This is a genomic window from Cyanobium sp. Alchichica 3B3-8F6, from assembly GCF_024346435.1.
In the GTDB taxonomy this organism is placed as follows: Bacteria; Cyanobacteriota; Cyanobacteriia; order PCC-6307; family Cyanobiaceae; genus Cyanobium_A.
The window spans coordinates 1-5,820 of sequence record NZ_JAGQCZ010000034.1; the positions used below are offsets into that span (position 1 = coordinate 1).

The window sequence follows — 5,820 nt, forward strand, 5'->3', positions numbered from 1 at the left end:
AAGCTGAGGGAGGGAGCACTGCTCAGGGCCGCTCAGGCCCCTGCAAAGAGCAACCCTCCGAGCTCACCCCCAAGCAACGGGGAGAGGGGAAGCTGTGCCTGCTGGAATGTGCGACAGGCTCCTAGGGTCACGCCAGCTCGGCATCGCCATGGGTGTGTTCCTCTGGACCCTGGAATTTGGCGGGCTCACCATCGCCCTGGTTGGCCTGGGTCGCGAGCGCTGGTTGGCGGGCCGGCGCCGCTAGCTGGATCCCTAACCTGGACCCATGCCTGAGTTTCGGTCTGATCCGGTTGAGCAGCGTTTTGACCGGCTGGTGAGTGCGGGCCGGCAGCTGGTGGATGGGGTGTCTGGCGCCCGGCCCGGCTCCCGCTCGGGTGCGCGCTCGGCGACCCGCGGCGATGGGCGCCGTGCCCGGCTGGATGGTTTGGGTCGCTGGGTGGAAAACAAGCTCGATTGGATCCTCGAAGACGACGACGATTGGCGAGAGCCCTGGCAGGAGGCGAGGCCGGAACCCAGCGCACCTGTGCCCGCGCGTCGCCGTCCCCTGGACGCCATATCCCGTCGCACCGCGGCTGCCCTGCCGACAGTTTCCAGGGCTCAGCCTTCCCAGCCAGCCGATCCCTCTGAGTGGCCCGACGACGAGACCTTCACGGTGCCCCGGTGGCAGCGGCAGGCCTCCAGCGGCCGATCGGTCTTCAGTGCCTCGCCTTCTGACGGCGGCCCTGCTGCCGGAGATGGCCCAACCCCTGGCCGCGCTCTGCCCCGCTCCACCCGGCGCCGCTGAACCGGCTGCCGTCCTGGCTGCCGGGCCGGGCCAGGTTTCCTCACTAGCCTTGCTTCAGATGCAGGGGATGGGATGGGCAGCCTTGTGGTGGTTGGGTTTCCCAAGGCCGAGGAGGCCGAGCAGGTGCGTCGGGAGCTGGTGGACATCCAGCGCGAGCAGCTGATCGCCCTCGAGGATGCGGTGGTGGTGGAGCACGACAGCGAGGGCCAGGTGCACCTGCGTCAGGCCATCAACATGACGGCGGCCGGTGCCCTGGGCGGCGGCTTCTGGGGCACTTTGGTGGGCCTGCTGTTCCTCAACCCGTTGCTCGGTGCGGCGGTGGGTGCGGGGGTGGGTGCGGCGTCCGGTTCCCTCTCCGACATCGGCATCAACGATGGCTTCATGCGGGAGTTGGGTGAGACCCTGCCCCGCGGCAGTGCGGCCCTGTGTTTGTTGGTGCGCGAAGCGACGCCGGATCGGGTGATCGAGTGCCTGCGCGCCCATGCCCCCCACGCCAAGCTGCTGCGCACCAACCTCAGCCACACCGACGAGGATCAGCTGCGCGATCTGCTGGAGCGGGCCCGCCTGCAGGCCGAGGCCCTGCGCTTGGGTTGAGCGTGTCGGCTGGGAGTGCGGGCTCCCACCTGAAAGCTGCAGCCCCGTTGCTGCAGTTCCAGGTTCACCGGCCGCACCAGCTCCTGGGGCAGGTCGCTTGCCATTTCGTCGGCGGAGGTGCTGATCGCGGGTGAGCCCTGCACCAGGGCCACCAGTAGGTCGGCCCACTGGCCCACCAACTGGTGTTCGGCCATGGGCCGTAGACCCTGCTCCTGCAGCAGTGGGCTGCAGCCCTGCGCGTTCCAAACAGCGCTGGGGTTGGGGGACTGGGGATGGTGTTGGTAGGCCAGGCCTTGGCGCAGGGCGCTGGGGCTGGGGGCACCGTTGCCCTGGCGCAGGCCGGCCTCGCTCAGCAGCCGGCCGCAATGCACGGCGGAAATGCCATAGATCCGGCCGAGGTCGGTCAGGCTCAACCAGTGGGCCTGCGCCGGATTGGTAGCAGGCGGGTTGGCAGTAGGCGGCGTGGGGGTGGTCTTGGTAGAGGTGATCATAGCCCGGTTTGCCGGCGCGAGTGCCCCCATGCTGCGAAGAGCATGACCAGCGTCAATCCGTCAAGCCCTTATTGCTGCAAGCCGTTACCGAGTTTGCAAACTGTTATGGCGTTGTGGTGCGGTTTGCAACGGGCCCCAGCCAGTGCTCCAGGGCCGGCGAAAACACTTCCCGGATCACGGTGAGCTCCTTGCCGCCGCGGAAAAAGCGGTAATGGCGGCTCCAGAAGGGGCCCACATGGCCAAAGCGCTCCTCCAGCCAGGGGGCATCCACGAGGGCCAGCCCATCCACCTCCCGAAATAGCTCAGCCCGATGGCTGGTGAGGCTGCGCCAGATCGGCTGCTCCCGCTGCTGGAGATAGGCATCGGCCTGCTGCTGATTCCACCAGCTCTCAGCCCAGGCCAGGGTCTGGTCGCCGCAGCGCAGCCACACCTGACGCCGCAGCAGTGGCCCATCCAGTTCGGCGATCTCCGGCGGTGGCGGGGCGCTCGTGGGCTGCTGGGCGCCACCCCCCGGAGGGTTGGTGGGTTCTGGCGCCATGGCGATCAACTCGATCTCCACCGGCTCGCCCGTGAGCGACTCCAGGTGCCGGGTGGGGCTGCCATCCCCCAACAAGAGCAGCCGCCAGGGCCCGCTCAGGCGTTGATCACCGGCGGCTGTGCTGCCATCGCTGAGGTTCAGCTGCCAGCGGGGATGGGGAGAAGGCAGAAGCCCCATTTTGCCGCGACCGGTGTCCATCGGGTGATTCTGGCGGCGGGAGCCGGTCCGCTGTGCTGGCCCGGGTAGCGTTGAATCCCCTGGGTGCTGGCGGTGCTGGCGGATGTTGTCGTCACCAACCTGCACAGGCGCTTCACGGGCGTCTCCGCCACCGTGCAGGCGCTGGTGCCGTGGCAGCGGCATCAGCAGGAGCTGGTGGTGTGGGACTGGGGTCAGCTGGGCTTGGGGGGTGAGATCGGGTTCTGGTCGTTGCTGCGCTGGGGCTGGAGCCGGCCCCATCGGGGTCGCTGGCGCATTTGGCATGCTCGCCGTGACATCGAAATTCTGATCGGCCTGTTGCTCCGTTCGCTGCTGCGGCAGCCCTGGCGGGTGGTGTTCACCTCGGCGGCCCCGAAACCCCCGGGTTGGTGGCTGGGCCAGCTGATCCGGCGTTGCGATGCGGTGATCGCCACTTCTCCGCGCTCGGCTGCGTTTCTGGAGCACTGCGATGCGGTGATCTTTCACGGGGTGGATTGCCAGCTGTTTCACCCGCCTGCCGATCGCCAGGCGGCCCTGGCGGAGGTGGGCCTGGCTGGAAAGCAGGTGATCGCCAGCTTCGGGCGGATCCGCCCCAGCAAGGGCACCGACCTGTTCGTGGAGGCCTTGATCCAACTGCTGCCCCACCATTCGGGTTGGATGGGTGTGGTCACCGGCCTGTGTCAACGCCGCGATCAGCCCTTCCTAGATTCCCTCAAACAGCGAATTGTGGCTGCTGGGCTCGAGCAGCGTATCTGGTTTGTGGGTGATCTGGAATCGACCGAGATCCGGCGCTGGTATCAACGCACTTCCATCTGTGTGGCAGCCTCGCGTCGCGAGGGTTTTGGCCTGACCCCCCTAGAGGCGATGGCCAGTGGTTGTGTACCGGTCACTTCAACAGCAGGTGCCTGGCCATGGATCATTCACCATGACTTTGGTTGTGCCATCAATATGGGTCAGCCAGCAGCTCTGTTTGCTTGCCTGGATGCTCTGATGGGTGACGCAGTGCGACTTGATCAGATGGCATCTGCGGCGAAATCTAAAGCAGTTGCGGCCCATTCGATCGAGCATGAAGCTGATTGTATTCATCAGGTCTATAGCCAGATCATGCGTTCCAACTAGGCGGTGGTCAACCAAGTCATCAGTAAGCCTGGATCTGTTTGTCAGTCTTTTCAGGGCATGCCGAAAAGCCAATTGCCAGAAAATAAAAGGAGTAAAAGAGTTGCATTGATCCATAAACGTCATAATGGGTTCCAAGTGGGAACCACATCAATAGGAATGCCAGAGTTCCTGCCAGGCCTAAGCCCCTTTGGTCCTCCAAAAGACCACGATACACAAATAAATACCTGGCCATGTAAATATAATAAATCAGGAAGCAGGCCAGGCCAATGATGCCTGTGCCAAGAGCAACTTCGATCAACGCTTGATCCCCCGGTATCAGGAAAGATGTCACCCCTGTTGTCAGTACACCCGGGGGCTTGAGGACATGAGCAATGCGTTGTTACAGCGAGGCCGTTAAGGCTGACGTCAGGAGGCGGAGGAGTCCGCCACGGCGGCAGAGCGTTTCCCAGATCTCAGCGGAGCTGAGCATTCACGTGGTGACCCTCTACAACTGGAGGAAAGCCTGGCGGTTCCATGCGCAGTCTTTGGTTCCATGCCTAAGTAGAACCTTGCTTGACAAAATGTGGAGCCGGTGGAGCACATTTTGATTTTGAATACCAGGAGAATAGTTTTCGTACGTGAGGTAGATTATGCACAATGGGTGAGACGGATCGCAGCACAGTCTCTCTGAGTTGCCTCAAGTAGTCCACAGTTTTAAGTATTGACATCGGAACATACTATAGTGCTTTGCTGCTAGCTCTGCAATCTCTGTGAAAAACAGGGGTTTGCAGTCTCCGATGAGAGGTCAATAGTTGAGTGCAGAGCTGCCGGTGGGTTGGTTGAGCAGCGGTTTGTTGCCTGTCTTTTGGTAAGCCTGGGTAAACCTGATAGCTTTTGAATCATTCTTTATGGAGCACCCAAATTGCGCATCCGTATTTTTGATGGTAGCTATAGTCCCAATCAATGTCGGCAACTTTGCTGACATTGACGAGATTGCCGGCGTCATTTACGTAAGCAAATTTTCTGGCGACAAGCTTATTTAAGTAAAACATATCGCGACTTTCTGCGAGGGAGATAACGCGGTGTGCGTTATATTCGATCCTGCTCTTTATTCCAAATGGATATGACAGATAGAGTGTCCCAGAGCTAGATAAAAGGCTGCTTAGGTTCTTTAAAGCTACATAATGGCCTATTGCATTGACTGGATCGCCGTATCTACCAAGACCAATGTGCTCAATAGCATGTAGGCAGCTGATTGATTCGTATCTTCCCAGCAGGGAACGATCCAGCTCGCCGCTTAGGTCCATGAGAATAAATGAAATATTTTTGTTATCAAACTCTACTGGGCGGATGTCACCAAGAATTGTATTCTGATCAAACGAGAGCAGGTGGGCAATGAACCCATCAATCCTGCTACCAATATCAAGATGAACCGTGGGTTTATGGTGATAGATATGATTAGCTACTAATAGGTCTTGATGAAAGTAGTGCCCTGAAGCAGTGCCTGCAGCTGATAGAAATTCATTTAAGATTGGTCGTGACTTTCCAAAGTTCTTCACTGAACCTGGCATTGAACTTAACTCGCCGCTTGCTATTGAGCGTTTTAGTTTTCGGAAGTTTAGAATATATCTTATGTATCCATAAAGCGCTGAGTTTGACTTGAGGCGATTCAGGCTAGGCAAGTTAAGTGCAGATGACAAACTATTTAGATCTGTTTTTGGCATTTGATGGAAAGCTCTTGCTCTTTTATTGATTCTACAGTGGTTTTGTATGGTTGGTTGTGTGGTTGGCTTAACTTCTCACCAAGGATCTGGGTACCATGTGCTGATCCCTAATCCGTCCTTTCATCGTTGCCCAACCAGCAGCAAAAGGGATTTCTAGCGTGGTAGGTCGGCTGGGGTCGTAGCATCATTGATAGGTTAGTTTGGTTATCTCATATAGATGATAATCAGGGACTCCTGAAAAAGCTTCCAGCAAGCTGCCTTGATTTCAGCAGCGGCGTCCCATGGAGTGGTGTAACTCGGGGGGATCAGCCCCGGCTACGCCGGGGCTGACGGCTCAACTCCCTCAGTCTTTAGCTGTGGCAATGGGTGGGCCGGTCTGTGACCCTGTTCGGAGCA

The 5,820-nt window shown here is 59.5% G+C and carries 8 protein-coding genes; 4 read left to right on the forward strand and 4 right to left on the reverse strand.

Annotated features, from left to right (window positions below; genetic code table 11):
- Nucleotides 1-106: 106 nt before the first annotated feature.
- The 3 genes from KBY65_RS13820 (at nucleotide 107) to KBY65_RS13830 (ending at nucleotide 1,378) form a co-directional block, all read left to right on the forward strand.
- Entirely contained in the window at nucleotides 107-244 is a 138-nt protein-coding gene (locus KBY65_RS13820) for a hypothetical protein (RefSeq protein WP_255001976.1), read from the forward strand.
- Between the two features lie 21 nt (nucleotides 245-265).
- Nucleotides 266-784, forward strand: coding sequence for a hypothetical protein (locus KBY65_RS13825; protein ID WP_255001977.1), 519 nt, complete (start codon nucleotides 266-268; stop codon nucleotides 782-784).
- A gap of 72 nt (nucleotides 785-856) precedes the next feature.
- Nucleotides 857-1,378, forward strand: coding sequence for a DUF1269 domain-containing protein (locus KBY65_RS13830; RefSeq protein ID WP_255001978.1), 522 nt, complete (start codon nucleotides 857-859; stop codon nucleotides 1,376-1,378).
- On the opposite strand, the gene KBY65_RS13835 is transcribed toward KBY65_RS13830, so the two are convergent.
- A complete protein-coding gene (locus tag KBY65_RS13835; RefSeq protein WP_255001980.1) occupies nucleotides 1,318-1,869 on the reverse strand; it encodes a hypothetical protein in 552 nt (183 codons plus the stop codon). The genes KBY65_RS13830 and KBY65_RS13835 overlap by 61 nt on opposite strands.
- Nucleotides 1,870-1,972: 103 nt before the next feature.
- The gene (locus tag KBY65_RS13840; RefSeq protein ID WP_255001981.1) at nucleotides 1,973-2,584 is read right to left on the reverse strand and encodes a chorismate lyase; all 612 of its coding nucleotides are present in this window, start codon (nucleotides 2,582-2,584) and stop codon (nucleotides 1,973-1,975) included.
- An 84-nt stretch (nucleotides 2,585-2,668) separates the two neighbouring features.
- Here KBY65_RS13840 and KBY65_RS13845 point away from each other — a divergent pair, with 84 nt between their 5' ends.
- On the forward strand, nucleotides 2,669-3,721 hold the full coding sequence (locus KBY65_RS13845; protein ID WP_143592917.1) for a glycosyltransferase family 4 protein: 1,053 nt from the start codon (nucleotides 2,669-2,671) through the stop codon (nucleotides 3,719-3,721).
- Between the two features lie 19 nt (nucleotides 3,722-3,740).
- On the opposite strand, the gene KBY65_RS13850 is transcribed toward KBY65_RS13845, so the two are convergent.
- Nucleotides 3,741-4,052 carry a hypothetical protein gene (locus KBY65_RS13850; RefSeq protein WP_094561495.1) on the reverse strand — a complete coding sequence of 104 codons (312 nt, stop codon included), beginning with the start codon at nucleotides 4,050-4,052 and terminating at the stop codon, nucleotides 3,741-3,743.
- Between the two features lie 547 nt (nucleotides 4,053-4,599).
- Entirely contained in the window at nucleotides 4,600-5,424 is an 825-nt protein-coding gene (locus tag KBY65_RS13855) for a DUF268 domain-containing protein (protein WP_094561788.1), read from the reverse strand.
- Nucleotides 5,425-5,820 lie beyond the last annotated feature (396 nt).